This is a genomic window from Pseudoalteromonas sp. MBR-15 (genome assembly GCF_053628915.1).
Genome location: NZ_JBRJHH010000012.1, coordinates 54,904 through 76,970 on the forward strand (window position 1 = coordinate 54,904; position 22,067 = coordinate 76,970).

The 22,067-nt window shown below is 42.5% G+C and carries 19 protein-coding genes; 14 read left to right on the forward strand and 5 right to left on the reverse strand.

Annotated elements, in window-relative coordinates:
• Window positions 1-40: 40 nt before the first annotated feature.
• Window positions 41-1,396 carry a M14 family zinc carboxypeptidase gene (locus ACSSVW_RS15635; RefSeq protein ID WP_454179631.1) on the reverse strand — a complete coding sequence of 452 codons (1,356 nt, stop codon included), beginning with the start codon at window positions 1,394-1,396 and terminating at the stop codon, window positions 41-43.
• Between the two features lie 415 nt (window positions 1,397-1,811).
• On the opposite strand from ACSSVW_RS15635, the gene ACSSVW_RS15640 reads away from it, so the two are divergent.
• The 6 genes from ACSSVW_RS15640 (at window position 1,812) to cyoE (ending at window position 7,395) form a co-directional block, all read left to right on the forward strand.
• Complete coding sequence (locus ACSSVW_RS15640; protein WP_036966501.1) at window positions 1,812-2,231, forward strand: hypothetical protein; 420 nt, start codon at window positions 1,812-1,814, stop codon at window positions 2,229-2,231.
• Between the two features lie 236 nt (window positions 2,232-2,467).
• The gene (gene cyoA / locus ACSSVW_RS15645; RefSeq protein WP_454179633.1) at window positions 2,468-3,382 is read left to right on the forward strand and encodes a ubiquinol oxidase subunit II; all 915 of its coding nucleotides are present in this window, start codon (window positions 2,468-2,470) and stop codon (window positions 3,380-3,382) included.
• Window positions 3,383-3,384: 2 nt separating this feature from the next.
• Window positions 3,385-5,373 (forward strand): cytochrome o ubiquinol oxidase subunit I, encoded by a 1,989-nt coding sequence (cyoB, locus tag ACSSVW_RS15650; RefSeq protein ID WP_036966505.1) that lies wholly within the window; start codon window positions 3,385-3,387, stop codon window positions 5,371-5,373.
• Complete coding sequence (gene cyoC, locus ACSSVW_RS15655) at window positions 5,370-6,005, forward strand: cytochrome o ubiquinol oxidase subunit III (protein ID WP_036966507.1); 636 nt, start codon at window positions 5,370-5,372, stop codon at window positions 6,003-6,005. The genes cyoB and cyoC overlap by 4 nt, the downstream gene beginning before the upstream one ends.
• A complete protein-coding gene (gene cyoD, locus ACSSVW_RS15660) occupies window positions 6,005-6,364 on the forward strand; it encodes a cytochrome o ubiquinol oxidase subunit IV (RefSeq protein ID WP_065978652.1) in 360 nt (119 codons plus the stop codon). The genes cyoC and cyoD overlap by 1 nt, the downstream gene beginning before the upstream one ends.
• 146 nt (window positions 6,365-6,510) lie before the next feature.
• A complete protein-coding gene (gene cyoE / locus ACSSVW_RS15665) occupies window positions 6,511-7,395 on the forward strand; it encodes a heme o synthase (RefSeq protein WP_036966514.1) in 885 nt (294 codons plus the stop codon).
• A gap of 152 nt (window positions 7,396-7,547) precedes the next feature.
• Here cyoE and ACSSVW_RS15670 read toward each other — a convergent pair whose 3' ends face one another.
• The 3 genes from ACSSVW_RS15670 to ettA form a co-directional block, all read right to left on the reverse strand.
• Window positions 7,548-8,456 (reverse strand): histone deacetylase family protein, encoded by a 909-nt coding sequence (locus ACSSVW_RS15670; protein WP_075594435.1) that lies wholly within the window; start codon window positions 8,454-8,456, stop codon window positions 7,548-7,550.
• Window positions 8,457-8,509: 53 nt separating this feature from the next.
• Window positions 8,510-8,875 (reverse strand): PilZ domain-containing protein, encoded by a 366-nt coding sequence (locus ACSSVW_RS15675; protein WP_075594436.1) that lies wholly within the window; start codon window positions 8,873-8,875, stop codon window positions 8,510-8,512.
• A 149-nt stretch (window positions 8,876-9,024) separates the two neighbouring features.
• Window positions 9,025-10,698: an energy-dependent translational throttle protein EttA gene (ettA, locus tag ACSSVW_RS15680; protein ID WP_036966523.1), complete on the reverse strand. Its 1,674-nt coding sequence runs from the start codon at window positions 10,696-10,698 to the stop codon at window positions 9,025-9,027.
• Between the two features lie 452 nt (window positions 10,699-11,150).
• Here ettA and metA point away from each other — a divergent pair, with 452 nt between their 5' ends.
• From metA to ACSSVW_RS15700, 4 genes are all read left to right on the forward strand, one after another.
• Window positions 11,151-12,098, forward strand: coding sequence for a homoserine O-acetyltransferase MetA (gene metA / locus ACSSVW_RS15685; RefSeq protein WP_036966526.1), 948 nt, complete (start codon window positions 11,151-11,153; stop codon window positions 12,096-12,098).
• Window positions 12,088-13,155, forward strand: coding sequence for a homocysteine S-methyltransferase family protein (locus tag ACSSVW_RS15690; RefSeq protein WP_065978650.1), 1,068 nt, complete (start codon window positions 12,088-12,090; stop codon window positions 13,153-13,155). Before metA ends, ACSSVW_RS15690 begins: the two co-directional genes overlap by 11 nt.
• A 10-nt stretch (window positions 13,156-13,165) precedes the next feature.
• Window positions 13,166-15,796, forward strand: a complete 2,631-nt coding sequence (metH, locus tag ACSSVW_RS15695; RefSeq protein ID WP_036966532.1) for a methionine synthase — start codon at window positions 13,166-13,168, stop codon at window positions 15,794-15,796.
• A gap of 225 nt (window positions 15,797-16,021) precedes the next feature.
• Window positions 16,022-17,062 (forward strand): GGDEF domain-containing protein, encoded by a 1,041-nt coding sequence (locus ACSSVW_RS15700; protein ID WP_180311039.1) that lies wholly within the window; start codon window positions 16,022-16,024, stop codon window positions 17,060-17,062.
• Window positions 17,063-17,140: 78 nt separating this feature from the next.
• On the opposite strand, the gene ACSSVW_RS15705 is transcribed toward ACSSVW_RS15700, so the two are convergent.
• A complete protein-coding gene (locus ACSSVW_RS15705; protein ID WP_036966535.1) occupies window positions 17,141-17,338 on the reverse strand; it encodes a CsbD family protein in 198 nt (65 codons plus the stop codon).
• Between the two features lie 237 nt (window positions 17,339-17,575).
• Here ACSSVW_RS15705 and hrpB point away from each other — a divergent pair, with 237 nt between their 5' ends.
• The 4 genes from hrpB to betI all read left to right on the forward strand — a co-directional run bounded on the left by hrpB (window position 17,576) and on the right by betI (window position 22,067).
• Window positions 17,576-19,996 carry an ATP-dependent helicase HrpB gene (hrpB, locus tag ACSSVW_RS15710; protein ID WP_454179665.1) on the forward strand — a complete coding sequence of 807 codons (2,421 nt, stop codon included), beginning with the start codon at window positions 17,576-17,578 and terminating at the stop codon, window positions 19,994-19,996.
• Window positions 19,997-20,147: 151 nt separating this feature from the next.
• Window positions 20,148-20,591, forward strand: coding sequence for an acyltransferase (locus tag ACSSVW_RS15715; RefSeq protein WP_371915647.1), 444 nt, complete (start codon window positions 20,148-20,150; stop codon window positions 20,589-20,591).
• Between the two features lie 125 nt (window positions 20,592-20,716).
• The gene (locus tag ACSSVW_RS15720; protein WP_075594438.1) at window positions 20,717-21,184 is read left to right on the forward strand and encodes a nuclear transport factor 2 family protein; all 468 of its coding nucleotides are present in this window, start codon (window positions 20,717-20,719) and stop codon (window positions 21,182-21,184) included.
• A 292-nt stretch (window positions 21,185-21,476) separates the two neighbouring features.
• Window positions 21,477-22,067, forward strand: coding sequence for a transcriptional regulator BetI (gene betI, locus ACSSVW_RS15725; RefSeq protein ID WP_036966541.1), 591 nt, complete (start codon window positions 21,477-21,479; stop codon window positions 22,065-22,067).

Genomic DNA, 22,067 nt, shown 5'->3' on the forward strand with positions numbered 1-22,067 from the left:
CTTTTTTAATGCCCGCGCTTTTTTATTCTCGAATAGGCACCTAGTTCAACCCAATTAATTTAGCACCCAAGACGGCATATTGATTTGCATGGTTTGCTGTTAGCAAAAAGGCTGCAGGAGCATGAAGTGTTGGAATCGAGGTGAACACACTTGGACACGTATATACAGGCCATTGTGAGTTATTCGTGAGTTTATGCACCTGACCTGAGAAACAGCTATAGCCTTCTTTTAATAACGCCTTATAAGTGCTGTCAGTCAATGTGATTGGTTTAGTAATAATGTAGCTGTTGCCTATATTAAAGCTCAATTTGCTGGCATCTAATGCCTGGTAACCTTGGCGAATACTACTTATATCGCCGAGTTCTTTGATGGTAGGCAATCTACCCTTATCATTTATGGCAATATCAATCTGGTAGTCACCCATCTCACTGTTTACCATCACATCATCAATGAGTAGGTCGACCCAATTATCTTTCGCATTAAATGGGATTGCATGATACTGCGCTACAGTGGCTTTTTTCCAATCACCCGTTACTAAAGAATCAATCGCCTTTTTATAAAGAACACGGTTAACTTTTCGCGCTACTTGACGGTTTGGATCCTGAGGGTAAGCACCCGATTCAATTAAAATAGTGCGAATCCCTTTTTCAGAAAACGTATCACCAAAACTGCGGTATGAGTAGCTGTCGTTGTATTTGCCTAAGTGGCCGGGGATCATGTTTTCTACCGTGGCTGCTAAATGGGCCGTAAACTGCATCGCTTCTGCACGCGTGGTATTAATTTCACGTGCTTCATTGTAAGCCGGTGCGAGCACAGAGATGGTTGCTTGTTTGCCTTTTTTGCCAGCCCCATAATAGGCATTTTGATCGTGTAAGTTAAAGCCAAAATCAGGCTTAAATTGCGTTGCAGCCGCCATTAAAATTTGCCCTTCTTGGGTGCGCAGAGCTTTCGCATCACGATTTAGATCGATCCCTTGTGCATTGTGACGCGTTTGAATGGCGGCACCGTCAGGGTTAACCATAGGAATAATGCGCAGTGTAAGCTTTGTTTGCCACTCTTTTAACCATGCCGCGTTTTCAGGCGCTGTGATAAAGGTTAAAAAATCCATTAGTGCTGCCGTTGCGGTGTTTTCGTCGCCATGCATTTGGCTCCACATCATTACTTTAATAGCGCCAGAGCCAATATCAAGTGCATTTATTGGTTGCCCTTGGTATGAGCTACCTAGCTGTTGCAAAGTAATTGCAGGGTGCATAGCAGCTTTTTTTAGTTGGGGTTCTATATCGCTGTAATAAATTGCTGGCTTATCGAATCCATGAACTCTGGTGTCTTCAATGCTGTTTGCAAATGCATGAGAACTGCTAAGTAATAAGGCGGTGGTAAGTGCATACTGGTACATATATAACTCTATTATTCTTAATCATGTTTTAATGAAGAATATTATATTTTAGCTCTCTTGGCTAATCCTTGTTCAGTAACACAATACAAGTAGATACTGAGTAGGTATGTGTTTAAACGCCATTTTTATGCAATTTTCTTTTTAGGCATTGCTTTTTGCTATATTAAATACTCTAGCTTTTTTAGATGCTTAGCTTCATATTTTGGGGTTGTTTACATTTATTTATCAGTTGAATAAACGATGCTTAACGCAGTACTGTTAAATTCTACTTGTACCGTACGTTGACTTTGTTATACTCCACATCGAAATTTCAGTAATTACTGAAACTTTATTGATGAAGATCAAGTTGCCGCGCTTAATTATAGGGTAGAGCGTCTACTTTTATTGCGGCCAAAGTTATAAAAAGGCATGTGTTTTGCGAGTAATTAATCCGTCACAAGGTGTTAAACAATCTAGTTTCGCTAGATTGCAATTAGCTGCGCGTGCGTTTTTTGCTGGCAAAGAACTGTTGTCTGTTTTAGCCTTGCTGATCATTAATTCAGCCATGCTAATTAACGGTGCGGTAGAAGATGCACATGAGTTAAGAAGTTTATTAAGCGAAGGTGCTTTGTATGAAACACCGTTACTTAATGTATTGAGCTTTTTAGCTTACCCCGTGGTGTCTTGCCAATTATTAATTGGCTTATGCTGGTTGGTCTTCCATTTCTTTCCTGCGCGTCGTGCAGGTGTCATTTTACGTAAAGCGGCCTTCGCTGCACGTGAAACGATAAAGTCTTTAGTAGTACACAGCGCACATGGCTGTCGTGCTCCTCCTCGTGTAAGTGGTTGTCTGTAAATAAGCTTTGCTGCTTAAGTTCAGCCATTTTAGTCGTTTTCTAAGTTGTCTTTACTAAGCACCTAGTGGGCTTTCTACGTCCAAATTTCAGTCAGCTAACCTAACTATTCCCTCTCTTAACGTGGCGATAAATTGTGCTCGTTATGTGGCTAGGGATATCTGTGGCCGCTCGTTGCTACAGAAAAGCGTCGTGTACTTATCGACAAGTGTTAACTTTTAGGTTGTAGGATATTCCTTTGTCAATTCGTAACCTTTGTAATATTGCTCTAGCGTCTTTAGTGCTGGCTTTGACTGGCTGTGAAGGCGGGGTACTTGATCCAAAAGGTCAAATTGGGGCCGACGAAAAGTATTTAATCATCGTAGCAACGGTATTAATGCTGATTGTTGTAATCCCAGTGATTGCCATGACAATTTATTTTGCATGGAAATACCGTGATGGACGAGACCAAGAAATTTATGCTCCTAAGTGGGCTCACTCTAACAAGATTGAAGCGGTGGTGTGGGCTGTTCCTATTATCATCGTGGTTATTTTAGGTGTGATCACCTGGCAGTCAACGCAAGAGCTTGACCCTTATAAACCGCTAGAAGGGAAAGGTGAGCATCTCACTGTTGAAGTGGTGTCTTTAAATTGGAAATGGTTATTTATCTACCCTGAGCAAGGCATTGCGACAGTCAACGAGTTGGTGTTTCCCGCTAACGTGCCTGTTCAATACAAGATTACCTCAGAAAGCACCATGAACTCGTTTTTCATACCTCAGCTTGGTAGCCAAATTTATTCAATGGCAGGCATGGAAACCAAACTGCATCTAATAGCTGATGAACCGGGTACTTTTAAAGGTTTCTCTGCTAACTACAGTGGGGCAGGTTTCACAGGCATGAAGTTTAATGCTATCGCCACGCCAACCCAAGCTGACTTTGATGCATGGGTAAATAAGGTGAAAAATTCAGGGTCTGCGCTTACTAAAAAGACCTATGTTGAACTAGCTAAGCCAAGTGAATACGACCCAGTTAAATACTATGCCAGTGTAGACAAAGATATGTTTCATTCAATTGTAATGAAGTATATGCAAGCGCATGGCTCACACGGTGCAATGCAACACGCAATGCCTGAGCACTCTGCTCATAAAGGGCACGGCGAGGACGAGGAATAATCATGTCGTTGTTAGGTAAATTAACATTAGACGCAATCCCGTTTCATGAACCAATTATCATGGTTACCATGACGGTGGTTGCTGTCTTAGGCTTGCTAGTTGCAGGCTTAGTAACAAAATATAAAAAATGGGGCGTGCTTTGGCACGACTGGATCACGTCAATTGATCATAAGCGCTTAGGGGTTATGTACATCATTCTTGCGCTTATTATGTTATTCCGCGGCTTTGCTGATGCCATTATGATGCGATTACAATTAGCAATGGCTACGGGCGGTGCAAGTGGTTACTTACCACCTGAACATTACGACCAAATTTTTACGGCGCATGGGGTGATCATGATCATCTTTATGGCGATGCCGTTCATGATTGGTCTAATGAACATTATTTTGCCACTGCAAATTGGTGCACGTGATGTTGCTTTCCCATTCTTAAATAATTTAAGTTTTTGGCTAACTGCTGGCGGTGCGATATTAATTAATATTTCACTGTTTTTCGGTGAGTTTGCAAAAACAGGCTGGGTTGCCTATCCACCATTATCCGAGTTGTCGTTTAGTCCGGGCGTGGGGGTCGATTATTATATCTGGGCCTTGCAAATATCCGGCTTAGGTACTTTGCTAACGTCGGTTAACTTCTTAGTGACAGTTTTTAAGATGCGTGCACCCGGCATGACCTTAATGAAAATGCCTATTTTTACGTGGGCATGTACGTGGGCAAATATCTTAATTGCAGCCTCGTTCCCAATTTTGACTGCTGTGCTTGCAATGCTGACACTTGACCGTTATCTCGATTTCCACTTTTTCACCAATGAATTAGGTGGTAACGCGATGATGTACATCAACTTATTCTGGGCGTGGGGTCACCCTGAAGTTTACATTCTAATTTTACCTGCGTTTGGTATTTTCTCAGAGGTTATCTCTACTTTTGCTGGTAAACGTTTGTTTGGTTACAAGTCGATGGTTTATGCAAGTGGTGCGATTTCTATTTTAGGTTTCATCGTATGGCTTCATCACTTCTTCACTATGGGGTCAAGTGCGAACGTTAATGCCTTCTTTGGTGTCATGACCATGGTGATTGCAGTGCCGACGGGTGTAAAACTCTTTAATTGGTTATTCACTATGTACCGTGGTCGTTTACGAATCACAGTGCCCGTACTTTGGACTCTGGGTTTCATGGTGACATTCACCATTGGTGGTATGACAGGTGTATTACTTGCAATCCCTGGTGCTGACTATGTATTACACAACAGCTTATTTCTAATTGCTCACTTTCATAACACCATTATTGGTGGTGCAGTGTTCGGTTACTTAGCAGGTTTCGCATTTTGGTTCCCTAAAGCAATGGGATTCAAACTTGACGAACGCTGGGGCAGAAGATCTTTCTGGTGCTGGTTAATTGGTTTCTTTGTGGCATTCATGCCGTTATACGTGCTTGGTTTCTTAGGTATGACTCGTCGTTTAAACCACACAAATAACCCAGATTGGAACATGTGGTTATACATTGCAGCAGGCGGTGCGGTGATCATCATGTTCGGTATCTTGTTCCAAGTAGTACAACTTGTTGTGAGTTTTAAAAACCGCGAGCAATTAGATGATACAACAGGTGATCCATGGAATGGTCATACGCTTGAATGGGCGTCTGCATCACCTCCGCAGTACTACAACTTTGCAAAAATTCCCCATGTTGATGACATTGATGCATGGACTGACATGAAAGAAAAAGGCTTAGCTTACAAACAAGAAGCATCTTATAGCCCAATTCACATGCCAAAAAATACGCCAGCGGGTGTATTGATGAGCGGTGCATTAACAACGTTCTGTTTTGCCATGATTTGGCATATATGGTGGCTTGCAGCCTTTGGTTTACTGGGTGCTATCGCGATATTTATTAAACGTTGTTATACAACTGATGTTGATTATTACGTGCAACCAGATGAAATTGTTGAACTTGAAACGGCGCACAATACCGCCGCGACTAAAGGGGTGAATGCATGAGTACTATCACTGCAGATTTAAACACCTTAAGTAATGCTCAAGGTCATGTTGAAGCACATGATAGTGAGCATCACGACACAGGTGGCAACACGGTATTCGGTTTTTGGCTTTACTTAATGACCGACTGCTTATTATTTGCTTCTTTCTTTGCAACTTATGCCGTGCTGTTTATGAACACAGCCGGCGGCGTGTCAGGCAAAGACATTTTTGAACTTGATTTTGTCGCGGTTGAAACCGCGGCACTCCTACTAAGTAGTATTACATTTGGCTTTGCGATGATTTCTGCACATTCGCAGAAAAAGGCAGCAACATTAACTTGGTTACTTGTCACTTTTGCTTTTGGTGCTGTGTTTATTGGTATGGAAGTGTATGAGTTTCATCACCTAATTGCGCACGGTAATGGCCCGCAACACAGTGCCTTTTTAACGTCGTTTTTCTCTTTAGTCGGTTTACATGGTCTGCATGTAACAGCGGGTTTAATTTGGATGACAATCATGATGATCGAAGTTGTTCGTCGTGGTTTAAACCCGCAAACAGTGACACGCTTAAGTTGTTTAAGTTTGTTCTGGCACTTTTTAGATGTGGTGTGGATCTGTGTGTTTACCGTTGTTTATTTAATGGGAGCAATGTAATGAGTCACAGTGAATCGCATGTCATTAATAACTTAGAAGTACACGCACACGACACACAATCACATGGCAGTATGAAAGACTATTTTATTGGCTTCGTGTTGTCAGTGATTTTAACGGCTATTCCATTTTGGGCTGTGATGAGTGGGTCGTTTTCAAAACCAGCCACCGTCTGGTGCATTGTGACGATGGCGGTTGTGCAAATTTGGGTGCATTTAAAGTACTTCTTGCATTTAAGCTTTAAAACTGAAGACGGCAAAGCCAGCTCATTGTCATTTATCTTCAGCGCCATAATTATCGTGATGGTGGTTGGTTTGTCGGTGTGGATCATCTACGAATCGAACGCCATGATGATGTATTAAATAACAATTATTTTTATGTAATTGATATAAAGATTTACGAAAGGAGCTGGTTAGTTTGAGATTGTGTCTCCAGTTCTTACAGTCTGTTATTAGCTAGTTTCTTTCGTAATTTTGCGTTTGTGCAGAATATTAGAGGAGTCGAGGAAGTGTTTCGACGTTATTTAAATGTCACTAAACCTGGCATTATCATGGGCAATTTAATCTCTGTTGCGGGGGGATTCTTGCTAGCCTCTCGTGGCGATGTTGACCCATGGTTAATGGTCGCAACTTTGCTTGGGTTATCTTTAGTTGTGGCATCTGGATGTGCTATCAATAATGTGATTGATCGTGATATTGATGTTGCAATGGCGCGCACTCGCAAACGCGTCACAGTCACTGGCGAAATGTCAGCAAAGGCCGCTATGGCACATGGCATCGTGCTGGGTGTTTTTGGTTTCACATTATTAGCCGTTTATACCAACGTGGTGGCACTCTTATTTGCTACGTTTGGTTACGTCATTTACGTCGGTGTATACAGCTTATATATGAAACGTCGTTCTGTGTATGGCACCTTTGTCGGTAGTTTATCGGGCGCAGTTCCACCTGTGGTGGGCTATTGTGCGGTAACGGGACAGTTTGATGCCGGTGCTGTGATTTTATTGGTAATGTTTAGTTTATGGCAAATGCCTCATTCATATGCAATTGCAATCTTTCGTTATAACGACTACCAAGCGGCCAGAATTCCCGTGTTACCCGTAGCGCAAGGGATCGAAAAGGCAAAGCATCACATTGTTTTATATATCGCCGTGTATGCGTTGGTTGTGATGTTATTAACCATTAGTGGTTATACAGGTTTAGCTTTCATGGCTGTAGCTTGTACAACGAGTTTTTGGTGGTTGCTTATGGCGCTCAGAGGTTATCGTCGCAATATTGATGTAAGCGGTTGGGCGCGCCAAGTGTTTGCTTTTTCGATAGTAAATATTACGGTTTTGAGCATAGCGATGGCTTTAGATTACCACTCAGTAGCTCCTCAGCTACTGGTTTTAACTTAGAAAAAAGTTGCTAACATATCCCAATGTTACAGTAGCAAAGGCCCGGTTTTTTCTCCACCGGGCCTTTTTTCGTTTCGTTAGTTAATAAAACGAGTTAGACCAATTTTTTAACTAATCCCTCACTATCTTTCGTGTGACTACAAGTGGTATCACTAAAACTGTGCAGCTTGCTCTACCACTATGCCATGACGAGCGGCTAAGCGGCGATGATCTTTATCATAGCCACCACCAATGACCGTTGCGACAGGCACATTATGTTCTAGGCAACGCTTAAGGACTAAATGGTCGCGTTGTTCAATACCTTGCCAGCTTATATCTAATTTTCCTAGGCCATCTTGCTGCCATACATCAACGCCTGCATCGTAAAGTACTAAATCTGGATTAAGGGTTTTTAGTAAGTAACTTAGCGTATCATCAACGATGCCAACGTATTCTTTATCGCTAACACCTGGGTTTAAGCCAATATCGAGATCGCTGGCTGATTTGCGAAATGGAAAGTTCTTCTCACAATGAATCGAGCACGTATACGCATAGGGTTGATGGGTGAGCATGGCTGCAGTGCCATCACCTTGGTGAACATCTAAGTCAAAAATTAGCACATTGGTCACTTCGCCGCTCTTTATCAGTGTTTCACTGGTGAACGCTAAATCGTTTACCATGCAATAACCCGAACCAAAATCATAATGGGCATGATGAGTGCCGCCAGCTAAGTGGCAGGCAAGCCCATGTTTTAAAGCGAGGCGAGCGGTTTGTAAGGTGCCAAGTGGGGCTGTGAATGTTCGTGCCATCAATTGTTCAGACCAAGGTAAACCAATTCGGCGCATGGCTTTTTCATCCAAGCGGTTATGCCACAGGTCATTAATGTAGTCATCGCAATGCACCAGCTCCAGTGGTGCGGGGCTGCCTAATATCGGCTGTACTAAATTATCACTGATCAGGCCAAGGCTTTGAACATGGTCATATAAATAAGCGAATTTACTCATTACAAAGCGATGGTTAGGATCGAAGCTAAAGGAATAATTAGGGTGATATACCAAGGGTAAGTGGGGGTTTAAGTACATAACTCATTTAATAACGGGATTTGCTACAGCATAGCGAATTTATTCGCCGTTGTTTACTCTGGCATGTGAATTAAGTGTGCTAACTCACGATGTAATAGGCCTTCATCGCCTAAGTTCAGCTCAATCAGGCGCTTCAAATGACTGATACTGTCGATATCAATATGTTCGCAAATAAGTCCAGCATGCTGCTGTTCTACATGGCACAACTCGACTTGCATTTTAATCTCTACAGTTGAGTCGGGTAGGGTAAACGATAAAACGGCTTTACTGTGGATAGGAACTAAAAATGAATCGCTTTTGGTTATAAGCGCACCATGCAAGGATAAATCAAGCAGTTGACATTGATACTTATACTCATCAATACAAAGCGTTGCAGGGCAAGAAAATAATACCCGAGAAAACTGTCTACGCTCATTCATGGTGTGATCCCCAAGTCATTGTCGTTTCATAAACTTAATTCGCTAAAATCAGTATAGTTCAATATGCAAGGTGTAAGTGAAACGATTGCTGGTAAACCTTATCGGCCACAAAAAAGCCCCAAGAAGGGGCTTTTGAATAAGACGGTAAATTAACCAATCTTTTTATATTTAATACGCTTAGGTTGTGCGGCTTCTGCGCCTAAGGTTTTCTTCAACCACTCTTCGTATTCTGTGTAGTTACCATCGAAGAAGTTAATTTGGCCTTCGTCACGGTAATCAAGAATATGCGTAGCGATACGGTCAAGGAACCAACGGTCATGCGAGATACACATTACACAGCCAGGGAACTCTAGAATTGCGTTCTCAAGTGCACGAAGTGTTTCAACATCAAGATCGTTAGTCGGCTCATCCAGTAGTAATACGTTACCACCCGCTTTTAATAGTTTTGCAAGGTGTAAACGGTTGCGCTCACCGCCTGATAAGTCTTTAACGAATTTTTGTTGGTCGTTACCTTTGAAGTTAAAGCGACCAACATAGGCGCGGCTTTGGAATTCAAAGTTACCAATTTTTAATACGTCTTGACCGTTAGAGATCTCTTGGAAAACGGTGTTGCTTTCATCCATGTCGCCACGGAACTGATCAACGGTAGCAAGCTCAACAGTTTCACCCACAAGGATTTCACCACTGTCTGGCTTTTCTTCACCGCTTAACATTTTGAATAAGGTTGATTTACCTGCACCATTGGCACCGATAATACCTACGATTGCACCTTTTGGCATCGCAAAGTTTAAGTCGTCGATTAAAACACGATCGCCAAAGCTCTTCTTAAGACCTTTTACTTCAATAACTTGGTCGCCTAAGCGTGGACCCGGTGGAATGAATAGCTCATTCGTTTCGTTACGTTTTTGGTAATCGTTCTGTTGTAGCTCAGAGAACTGTGCCATACGCGCTTTAGACTTAGCTTGACGGCCTTTCGGATTTGAACGAACCCATTCAAGTTCTTGTGCAATTGACTTTTGACGTGCTTTTTCAGATTTTTGTTCTTGTTGTAAACGTAAATCTTTTTGCTCAAGCCATGATGAGTAGTTACCTTCCCACGGAATACCTTCACCACGGTCAAGTTCTAAAATCCACCCAGCAACGTTATCTAAGAAGTAACGGTCGTGGGTTACAGCGACCACAGTACCTTCGTAGTCGTGTAAGAAACGCTCTAACCATGCCACAGACTCTGCGTCTAAGTGGTTGGTTGGTTCGTCAAGAATCAGCATGTCTGGTTTTTCAAGCAGTAAACGACAGATGGCAACACGGCGACGCTCACCACCCGAAAGGTGTTCAATTTTAGCATCCCACGGTGGTAAACGAAGAGCATCTGCTGCGCGCTCTAATACGTTATCGATATTGTGACCGTCGTGTGCTTGGATAATTGCTTCAAGCTCGCCTTGCTCTTTTGCAAGTGCATCAAAGTCAGCATCTTCCATAGCATACTCGTTGTATACTTCATCAAGACGGTTTAGCGCATTTTTTACTTCGCTTACGGCTTCTTCAACGGTTTCGCGTACTGTTTTGTTTTCGTCTAAAACAGGCTCTTGCGGTAAGTAACCTATTTTTGTGCCAGGTTGTGGACGAGCTTCACCTTCAAAGTCTTGGTCAACACCTGCCATAATGCGAAGTAATGTCGATTTACCTGCGCCATTTAGACCAAGCACACCAATTTTTGCGCCCGGGAAAAAGTGTAAAGAGATATCTTTTAAGATAGTGCGCTTAGGCGGCACAACTTTAGAAACTCGACTCATCGAGAATATAAACTTATCTGGTAACACCATGAAAAGAGCCTTCAATTTATAAGAAAAATTAACAGCCACTATTGTATACCCAAACCACCTCAAAATACAGAATTCAGCGTTTATCAGGGGCTTAATATCATGGTACTGCTTTGCAAAAATAGCGCATGCATTTAAGGAGCATAAATGCAGAGTAAGCGCCTTGTAAGCATTGCACAAAGGCTTAAAACTCATTTTTACAGCGGTGTTGGCTTAAACACAGTAACAAGCCACTTTTTGAGGTGCTTGCTCTTTTATCGTGATTAAACACAACCGTCATTCGTAGAGGCACTGCTTTTGGCAATTTAAGGGCCTGCGCATCAACGAAACTGGCTTCCTAAGAGATTGCTTTAGCACAAATAAAAAAATCATTTGGACATCTAAACATCTAGAGGTTGAAATTTCTAACTATCCGTTCATAATTAGCAGTCTAATAAGTATGCTCGGAGCCCACTATGCCCATTACAGTCAAAGATGAATTGCCCGCAATTGTAAAATTACGTCAAGAGAACGTATTTGTAATGCCTAAAAGTCGTGCGAAAACGCAAGAAATTCGTCCAATGCGTTTGGCCATCTTAAACTTAATGCCTAATAAAGTGGAAACCGAAGTGCAGTTTATTCGGTTGTTGGCTAATTCACCGTTGCAAGTGAATGTTGAGCTGCTGCGTTTAGACACCCACCGAAGTAGCAGTACCTCAGAGCAACACCTCGATACGTTTTATCGTTACTTTTCTGAAGTAAAAGACAATAACTATGATGCCATGATCATCACAGGCGCGCCGCTTGCACATTTAGAGTATGACGATGTTGCTTACTGGGATGAGTTAAAAGTGATTTTAGACTGGGCTGAGCACCACGTTACGTCAACATTATTTTCATGTTGGGCGGCTCACGCAGGGCTTTATCATCACTATGGTTTAAAACGAGAGTTAATGCCTAATAAGCTCAGTGGCGTGTTTACGCACAAAAGTTATTTTGAGCATGCCGCGTTAACGCGCGGTTTTGATGATACCTTTTTAGTTCCGCACTCGCGCTATGGCCACATTGATATTGAAAAAATTAACAGCTGTGATGATTTAGTAGTATTAGCAGGGTCTGAGCGTGTTGGGGCGTATTTAATTAAGAATAAATCAGGCAGCCAAGTATATATAACGGGCCATCCTGAGTATGATGCGCATACATTAAAAGGGGAATATTTACGCGACTGCGAAAAGTCAGACGACGCGCCAAAACCAGAAAACTATTTCCCTGACGATAACCCAGATAACGAACCGTCGAAAACATGGCAAAGTCACGCCTTTTTATTGTTTTCGAATTGGTTAAACTACTACGTGTACCAAACAACACCGTATGATATTAACCTAGTTAGCCAAGACGTAAGGACTAACAACTATGCCGAGTAATGCAGTGAATAAACGCGAACAATTAACCGAGGCGCTCAAGCAGCGAATTTTGATCCTCGATGGCGCGATGGGCACCATGATCCAAGAACATAAATTAGAAGAACAAGACTATCGCGGTGAGCGTTTTAAAGACTGGCATGTCCTTATAAAAGGCAATAATGATTTATTAAGCCTTACTCAGCCAAAGATTATTGCTGATATTCACCGCGCATACCTTAATGCAGGTGCCGACATTATCGAAACCAATACGTTTAATGCCACCACTATTTCGATGGAAGATTACGACATGGCGAATTTAAGCCGTGAGATCAACCTAGAATCAGCCAAGCTTGCTCGCAGTGTCTGCGATGAATTTGAAGCAAAAGATCCAAGTAAACCTCGTTATGTGGCGGGGGTATTAGGGCCAACGTCAAAAACTTGTTCTATTTCGCCTGATGTCAATGACCCCGGTTATCGTAACATTAGCTTTGATAAGTTAGTGACAGCATACGTTGAATCAACCTTGGCACTGATGGAAGGGGGAGTTGATTTAATCTTAATCGAGACCATATTCGATACCTTAAATGCAAAAGCGGCCTCGTTCGCAGTAGAAGAAGCCTTTGAGCAAGCAGGGCGCACGTTGCCTGTCATGATCTCAGGCACCATTACTGATGCCTCAGGGCGAACTTTATCGGGGCAAACGACCGAAGCTTTTTATAATTCGATTCGTCATATTAAGCCGTTATCTATTGGTCTTAACTGCGCACTGGGTCCGGATTTATTACGCCAATATGTCGAAGAGTTATCACGCGTTTGTGAAACTTTTACCTCGGTTCACCCTAATGCAGGTTTACCCAATGAGTTTGGTGAGTACGATTTAGAAGCACCTGAAATGGCAGAAGAAATAATCGATTGGGGCAAGTCAGGCTTTATTAATATTGTGGGTGGTTGCTGTGGTACAACCCCTGCACACATTAAAGCCTTTGCCAAAGGCCTTGCAGGAGTTAAGCCTCGTCCATTGCCTGAGCTTGAAGTGCGTATGCGCTTATCTGGCCTTGAAGCGTGTAACTTAAACTAAGGTAGCCGAAATGACACAACAAATAGCAGTATTTACTAACGTCGGCGAACGTACCAATGTGACCGGTTCAGCCATGTTCAAGCGTTTGATTATGGAAGAAGATTACGAAACCGCCCTTAATGTTGCCCGTGAACAAGTCGAAAATGGTGCACAGATCATTGATATCAACATGGATGAAGCCATGTTGGATTCAAAAGCCGCGATGGTGAAGTTTCTGAACTTGATTGCCTCTGAGCCAGATATTTCTAAAGTACCGATCATGATCGACTCATCAAAATGGGAAGTCATTGAAGCCGGCTTAAAATGCATTCAAGGCAAGGCGATTGTAAACTCAATTTCACTGAAAGAAGGTGAAGAGCCCTTTATTCGTCAGGCAAAGTTAATTAAACGTTTTGGTGCTGCCGCAGTCGTCATGGCGTTTGACACCGACGGACAAGCAGAAACCGCGGATCGTAAATTTGAAATTTGTGAGCGGAGTTACCGTATTCTAGTGGACGAGATTGGTTTTCCACCAGAAGACATTATCTTCGATCCGAATATATTTGCAGTAGCAACCGGGATTGAAGAGCACGACAACTATGCTGTTGAATTTATTGAAGGCACGCGCCGAATAAAGCAAAACCTACCGTACTGTAAAGTGTCGGGCGGGGTGTCAAACGTGTCGTTCTCGTTCCGTGGTAACAACCCCGTACGTGAAGCGATCCACTCAGTATTTTTATACCATGCCATTAAAGCGGGCATGGATATGGGGATTGTGAATGCAGGCCAGTTGGCAGTGTATGACGATATTCCGGCTGAGCTTAGAAAAGCCGTTGAAGACGTTATACTGAATACCGACCCCGGTGCGGGTGAGCGCCTTGTAGAGCTGGCTCCAAAATACTCAGGGATGGCGCAAGCTGAGCGAGTTGAAGATTTAGAGTGGCGTACATGGCCCGTTGAAAAGCGCCTAGAACATGCGCTTGTAAAAGGCATTACTGAGTATATCGACGAAGACACTGAAGAGTGCCGAGCTGCAGCTGATAAGCCTATTCATGTGATTGAAGGCCCGCTGATGGATGGCATGAATGTGGTGGGTGATTTATTTGGTGCAGGTAAAATGTTCTTACCGCAGGTGGTTAAATCGGCGCGCGTAATGAAACGCGCAGTGGCTTACCTAGACCCCTTTATCGAAGCAGAAAAAGAAGAAGGTGCCACGAACGGTAAAGTGGTTATGGCGACCGTTAAAGGGGATGTACATGATATTGGTAAAAACATTGTTGGCGTAGTGCTGCAATGTAATAACTACGACGTGATCGATTTAGGTGTGATGGTGCCTGCGGAAAAAATTCTACAAACCGCGATTGACGAAAAAGCCGATATTATCGGTTTATCAGGCCTTATTACGCCCTCATTAGATGAAATGGTGCATGTTGCTAAAGAAATGACTCGTCGTGGTTTCGACTTACCCTTATTAATAGGGGGTGCAACTACCTCGAAAGCCCATACCGCAGTGAAAATTGAGCCACAGTACGATAAAGGTGTGGTGTATGTAAATAATGCCAGTCGTGCTGTTGGTGTGGTCTCTAACCTATTGTCTAAAGAGTTAAAACCTGCGTTTTTAGAAAAAACCAAAGCGGAGTACGAAAAAGTACGTGAACAGCAATCGCGTAAAAAACCACGCTCGAAGCCTGTCACCATTCAACGTGCTCGCGATAATGCCGCACAACTTGACTGGGATAACTACACCCCACCCGTGCCTAAAAAGCTCGGAGTGACAGAGTTTAAAAATGTGTCGATTGCCACGTTAAGACAGTACATCGATTGGACACCGTATTTCATGACATGGTCAATCGCAGGGAAGTATCCGCGTATTCTTAACGATGAAATTGTGGGTGAGCAAGCGCAAAGCTTATTTGCTGATGCCAATGCGATGCTCGACGATTTAGAACAGTCAGGTGCGCTACAACCACTGGGCGTGATTGGTTTATTCCCGGCAAACCGAGTGGGTGATGACATTGAAATTTACACCGATGAAACGCGTACAGACGTGTTAACAACCTCGTGCCATCTGCGTCAGCAAACAGAAAAAACCGATTTTGCGAATTATTGTTTAGCGGATTACATCGCACCTAAAGGAACCCCCGACTACTTTGGTGCCTTTGCCGTAACCGGAGGGCTTGAAGAAGACGACCTTGCTGATGCTTTCGATGCGAAACAAGATGACTATAATAAAATTATGGTTAAAGCTGTTGCAGACCGTTTAGCAGAGGCTTTTGCGGAATATTTGCATGAGCAGGTACGTAAAGAGTATTGGGGCTATGCAAGCGATGAAAACTTATCGAATGATGAGCTTATTCGCGAAAATTACCAAGGTATTCGTCCTGCGCCGGGTTACCCTGCGTGCCCTGAGCACACAGAGAAAAAGAAAATCTGGCAGCTACTCGATACTGAAAATCGCATAGGTATGAAGTTGACGAGCTCTTACGCAATGTGGCCGGGAGCGGCGGTGTCTGGTTGGTACTTTTCTCACCCGGATTCTAAATACTATGCTGTGGCGCAGATTCAAAAAGATCAGGTTGAAGACTACGCTAAGCGCACCAACATGACGCTTGAAGAAGCAGAGCGTTGGTTATCGCCTAATTTAGGTTATGAGCCAGAGTAAAAAGCAATAACGTGCTATTCAAAAGCACCGTAAGTACTTAACTTACGGTGCTTTTTTGTTTTTATTTAAGGAAAATTACATTTCTACCTCCGTTAAAACGCGCTTTAAAATCATACTTTCTTCCTTTTAATCAGCATTTAGCATGTGAAATGAGGCCAATATCCTTCAAATTTAAATATTTGTGTTAAAGTTATTAGTGTAAAGCAAGGAAATTAGGGTAAAGGTGTGATTGATTCAAGCAGCGCAAGTGACAAAGATAAAGCGCTATTTTTACGCGTATTTGCATTTATTGGTGCCATTACTTCTTTTGTAATGTCGGTTACAAGCTACCAAGATGGCTACATAACGCTCAGTTTTTTACTGGTTATTGGCGGCTTTGTTTTTGTATCGCCCTTTGTCCTTAAAAATCGCGACCGTGCTATTGCTGTGTTAATGCTTTATGCCTTGTACTCGATGATGTGCTTTTTGATAGTGTCTGGTGGTAATAATGGAACAGGGCCTTTGTGGTTATTTATTGTATCGCCTGTTACCTTTTTTATACGAGGTTTAAAACGCGGCGCATTTGACTTAATCATACTGGCTATTGTGATTTCAGTGCTGTTTTACTTCACCGATAAGCTTGGGTATTACAGCTATCCGAATCATTATTTTACGACCCGTGTCATGCTGTGTTTTTCGATTCTTTGTATTCTTGGTGGTTTCTACGAGTATTACCGTAATAAGTACAGTCGAGAGCTTATTGAGCAACTAAAAATAAATCAAAAATTAGCCCGTATTGATGCCATGACCGATTTGTTTAATCGCCGTTACGCTACTGAATGCTTGCAAGATGCGCGTTTTAACGAAGGGGCTGTCTTTTTGTTGATTGATGTAGATAACTTTAAACAAGTGAATGACACCTATGGTCATCAAATTGGTGATGATGTGCTCACTTTCATTGCTTCAATCCTCAAAAGTGTGAGTGGCGAAGAAGACATTGTTGCTCGCTGGGGCGGAGAAGAGTTCCTTATTGTGACCCCGCAAGGACATGAGCGTAGAGCAAGACAATTAGCTGAAAACATTCACCAGCAATTGGCGCAACATGCATTCCAACAAGGGGTTCATAATTTTAAAGTGACGCTGAGCATAGGGCTTCATCAGCGGGCTTCTAACGAGAGCATTGATCACTGTTTAAGTGTGGCAGATAAGTGTTTATACCTTGCTAAATCACACGGTAAAAACCAAACCGTTGCTGAGCTAGATAGTGAAACACATTCACCTGCTTAGGTAATAAAAAACCGCCAAAATGAAGTGACCCCCAATAGTTGGACATTCCAATTACTGGGGGTCTTTTTATGTGCAAAATTAGTGACTATTTTCAAAGTCACTAACTTCGCTCTCAGCTTCTTCTTTCGATTTGCCGTATTTTTGTTGGATTTTACCAACAAGCTCTTTACGGCTACCTTCAATTTTATCTAAATCGCCATCGGTAAGTTCACCCCATTTACGTTGTGCTTTACCTTTCAACTCTTTCCAATTGCCTTCTAAACGATCGCTGTTCATCATAATCTCCTTACTTTGTTAAACATTCACTTTAATAAAAGCAATCGTTATGCCATTCATGGTTTATATATAACCAACTGAATTACATCGTTTTTATTATTATGATTAGACATAGAGTGTTACATGCCTGCAATTTGTACTGGGTTTTAAGGAAAACCTTGTAATTCTTTCATTCAATGAGAGGCTGTTCATCGTTTTTTGATACAATGGGCAAAAAGAAAGTAAGAGATGCCAGACGTGCTGCCAGTTGAAGATATTTATCAATCCCTGCTAACAACAATAAAAAATAACCCTATGGCCTTATTACAAGCACCACCGGGCGCAGGTAAATCAACATGGCTGCCACTCACATTAATGCGTGAAGGGCACTTTAAACACATCGTCATGTTAGAGCCAAGACGACTGGCTGCACGTAATATTGCCCAGTATTTGGCGAGCCAACAAAACGAAAAAGTCGCTGAAAGTGTCGGTTTGCGTATTCGAGGGGAGTCAAAAGTGAGCCCCGCCACTCGGCTTGAGATTGTCACCGAAGGTATGCTGACCCGTATGCTGCAAAACGATCCTGAGCTAAGTGGCGTTGATTTACTTATTTTTGATGAGTTTCATGAGCGTTCAATTGCTGCAGATACCGCGCTTGCCTTTGCCCTTGAAACGCAAGCGGCATTGAGAGACGACTTAACAATATTACTGATGTCGGCCACCTTAGACGGTGAGCGGTACAGTGAGTTTTTTGACTGCCCAATAATATCCTCTGAAGGGCGAAGTTACCCGATTGATGAAGTGTATATTCCACTCAAAGACGAAAGCCGATGGCTCGATGATATACCCGCAATTATTAAACAAGCGCTCAATGAGCAAGCTGGCAGCGCATTAGTTTTTTTACCCGGACAGCGCGAAATATTACGGGTGCAGCAAGCACTAAGCGACCTTGCAGATCAGTGCGAGGTGTTTACTTTATTCGGTGAACAAAACAAAGCAGAACAACAAGCTGCAATCGCCCCTGCAACGAAAGGGAAGCGTAAAGTTGTGTTGACCACCAATGTAGCTGAAACCAGTTTAACCATCGAAGGTATACGTATTGTAATTGACAGTGGTAAGCGCCGTGCAGCCAGCTTTAATTTAAAAACCGGTGTTACAGAGCTTATAACGCAAAATATTTCGCGCTCATCGGCGGTGCAGCGTGCCGGTCGCGCAGGGCGTATTGAACCGGGTGTGGTGTATCGCTTAGGGAGTAAGCAAACCTTTGAGCGTCGCAATAATCACGACGCACCTGAAATTCTCACCAGTGATATTAGCCAGTTATTACTTGAGGCAAAGCAATGGGGCGCTTCACTTGAAGAGCTAAGCCTGCTTGATGTACCAAGCAAGCAACAAATTAAGCAAGCAACAGCGCTGTTGAAAATGCTGGAAGCCATAGATGAAAATGACAAGCTGACACCGCTTGGCAGTCAAATGCTCAGCTTTGGTGCCGATATTCGGTTGTCACATATGCTGATTAAAGCACAAAAATTACAAGTAACGATGCCAGGCATATATGAGCTAGCGGCGTATTTAATCGCCTTACTTGAAAGCCGTATAACGATGCCTGCCGATCTTAATTTGGCGTTGCATAGCCAGCATACAAAGCCGCATCCCGTGTTTAAACAGCAATTAAACTATTGGTTATCACGTTTGCAATTAAAAGCAGCTTTTGAGCTTAAAACGCAATACCTTGCCTTGCTGGTGGCGTTTGCATTTCCTGACCGATTGGCGAAAAAACGCGGTAATGGTTACTTACTTGCTAATGGCGCAGGTGCTGATTTAAGTGAAGAGTTTTGGCATAACGATGACTACATTGCCATTGCCAGCATGGGCGGCCATAAAGGAAGCCGCGTATTTGCTGGCGTGGCGTTTGTGCCCAGTGAACTTGAAGATGAACTCGGCCATTTATTTACATCGCAGACGCGATGTGAATACGACGAAAAAACAGGACGTTTCATCCATCAAGATGAAGTAAAACTAGGGGCTATCACAGTATCAAGTCAGCCAAGTAAACAGCCGCTTGATAAAGCTCAGCGCACTCAAGCGTGGTTAAACTTATTTAGCAAGCATGGTTTTCAGTTATTTAATGAGCAAACTGACAGTGAACAGTTACTCACTCGTATGAGTTTGGCAAGCACGCTGTTGCCAGAGTCATTCCCGACCATTAATCGAGATGAACTACGTGCACATAGCCAATGGCTAGCGCCTTACCTGAGTGATATTAAAAATCTTGAGCAGTTAAAAAAGTTTAATTACGGCGAAGCACTAAAAAATTGTTTTGATTGGCAGCAACAAAATGCATTAAATGAGTTACTGCCATTGCGTTTAACTGTGCCAAGTGGCTCTAATGTAAGAATTACCTACCAGCTCGATGGCCCTGCAAAGCTGAGTGTGCGTATGCAAGAAGTGTATGGCATGACCAGCACACCTTTGCTTGCACAAGGTAAGTTACCGTTATTAATGGAGCTTTTATCACCTGCAAAACGGCCTCTGCAGCTTACTCAAGATTTAGCGAATTTTTGGCAAACCAGTTACCGCGACGTACAAAAAGAGATGAAAGGGCGTTACCCAAAACACTTTTGGCCAGACAACCCAGCTACGAGCCAAGCAACAAATAAAGTAAAAAGTAAAATGTGAAGTAAATAGCAAACCAAGCGAGTAGCGGGGCTTTATAGTGACCCATCTAATTAAGTTTGCCATGGTCATAACCCGTTACAATTTCCTGCATTGTATAGGTTTCGTTTTTACAGTCTCTTTAGTAGTCTGATAAGGTCAATAGCAAAAGAGAATGCCAGTGTCTACGCCTATAACCCTTGCTCAATACGTTAAAAAACGCACCGGTGTGCCGCTGGGGCATAAAGACTCGATGCGTAATATGCTGAGTCGTTCGTTAGGTGCAAGTTCGTTTTATTTATTTTGGCGTTATTGGAATCCCATTTGGAGCTACTACTTATCGCGCTACGTGATGAAACCCAGTAATGAGGTGTTGCCAGTTTGGTGTGCTGTACTGGTAACCTTTGCTGTTAGCGGCGCTTTACATGATTTAGCGGTGAGTATAGTGAAGTTAAAACCGGTGTTCTTTTTTACTCCCTGGTTTAGTGTCATGGCTGTGGTGGTGCTTATTACTCAATTTAGTCAATTACAGTTTAGCTTTGCCCCCTGGTGGGTAAGGGCGCTCGCCAACATCAGTTTTGTGGTGCTGAGCTATTGGTTGACGAGCTTACTGTTTTAAATGCTTTAAATATAATGTGGTTATTTTAATACTCAGCCGCAGTGTCTTTACTAAGTAATTGCTAGTTACAGTCTTTGTCGTTATTTTAGGTTTAAGATTAATAGAATAACGAACAAGGAATAACAGTGAAGCATCTTTATTTTTTAGCTATTTGCCTGCTTAGCGCATTTAGCAGCCAAGCAAAGCAAGCTAACCCGGAGCTCGCAGCGCTGGCGCAGCAATACTTTAATACCATGGTCGCAACGCAAGCGCCTAACGCCACTAAAAAAGAATTAGAGGCCTTTTTAGCTTTATTAACAGACGATGTAGCAAACCAACATTTACCTTATCAAACTGATGATTCAAGAGAGCCAGATGGTAAAGCGATGATGCGCAAAGGGATGACTTTTTACCTTGGTGCACACACTGAATATCAAGCCAACTTACTAGACACCTTCATTTTTAATGACTCAGCCATTGCGTTGCGTTACACCCATCACGCAAAAGGTATCCACCCGCAAAATCAGCAAGCCATTGAGTACACGCAAACCATCATGGATGTACTCGAAATAGAAAATGGCAAGGTAGCCGTTATTCGAAAATACCATGAATGATCTTAGCTGTACTTTTAACGTATCGTGAGCGCTTGAATAAGCGCTTTTTTAATAAAAACAACCCGCAAAAAATAACCTCCGTTTCCTACTTATTTGCCTAAATTCATACTTTTTAGACTTTATTTTGCATAAATTTAAAACTTTTTTATATCTCGAATAATAAACTGAATAACAGAGGCTTAGCTAAACTTTAGTGGGTCGGTTTTCGGGTGTTTACAATTTGTCAACCTTGAATTGGCAAATTGATTACCTTACCATTTATTTTAATTGAACGTTCAATCAATAAAAAATTATGCCGAAAGTTGGAATGGAACCTGTTCGCCGTCAGCAGTTAATTGACGCCACAATTGAGTCGGTTGCAGAGCTTGGTTTGCAAGGCACCACCATAAATAGCATTAGTAAAAAGGCCGGCTTATCGTCGGGCATTATCAGTCATTATTTTGGTGGTAAGCAGGGCTTGATTGAAGCCACTGTGCGTTATTTATTGTCGAGCTTAAAGAGTGCTTTATTGAATCGAGTAACGCAACAAACCAGCCCTGAGCAACGACTGATGTTTATCGTTGAAGCAAACTTTTCGCGTACTCAGCAGCAAAGCAATAACACCAAAACCTGGTTGAGCTTTTGGGCGCATTCAATGCACGATGCTCAATTGCATCGCTTACAAAACGTTAATAGTAAACGTTTGTTTAGTAATTTATTGAGCTCATTCAAACAGTTAATGAGCGATAGCGATGCTAATTTAGCTGCTGAGTTAAGTGCAGCCATGATCGATGGTTTATGGTTAAGAGCCGTATTAAGTAAGTCAGACCAAGATCAATTTGAACATTGTGAGCAATTAGTAAAAGACTACATTCGTTCACTAATAAAACAGTATGGAGCCTAA